The organism is Penaeicola halotolerans (assembly GCF_016464625.1).
In the GTDB taxonomy this organism is placed as follows: Bacteria; Bacteroidota; Bacteroidia; order Cytophagales; family Cyclobacteriaceae; genus Penaeicola; species Penaeicola halotolerans.
This window is the reverse complement of sequence record NZ_JAEAGO010000055.1, coordinates 1-276: the sequence shown is the minus strand read 5'-3', so window position 1 is coordinate 276 and position 276 is coordinate 1. Positions and strand designations below refer to the sequence as shown.

At 32.6% G+C, this 276-nt stretch carries 1 protein-coding gene; it reads left to right on the top strand.

The window, feature by feature from the left end; all coding sequences use genetic code 11:
* Positions 1 to 17: 17 nt before the first annotated feature.
* On the top strand, positions 18 to 276 hold a 259-nt coding region (locus I5349_RS13715; RefSeq protein ID WP_226391347.1), incomplete at its 3' end, for a hypothetical protein.

Here is a 276-nt window from a genome sequence, read left to right as displayed (position 1 = left end):
ATTTAAGTCATGCCGGGATGTATTTTCAATTAGCTATTAATTGTATTATTAATCTTCAAGCTGCTTTAGAAAGCTTTGCCAATAGAGTTATTCCAGATGACTATAAATTTGTCGGAAGCGATGGCAAAGAGCTAGCCTCAACTGTTACATTAAAATTATACAATTCTATTCCTGCAATTAAGGGTAGAAAATTCCGACCATCAAAGTATAGAAGATATAATTCCCAAATTGATAACTTGATCAAACTTCGAAATCACATTATTCACCTAAAGCCCA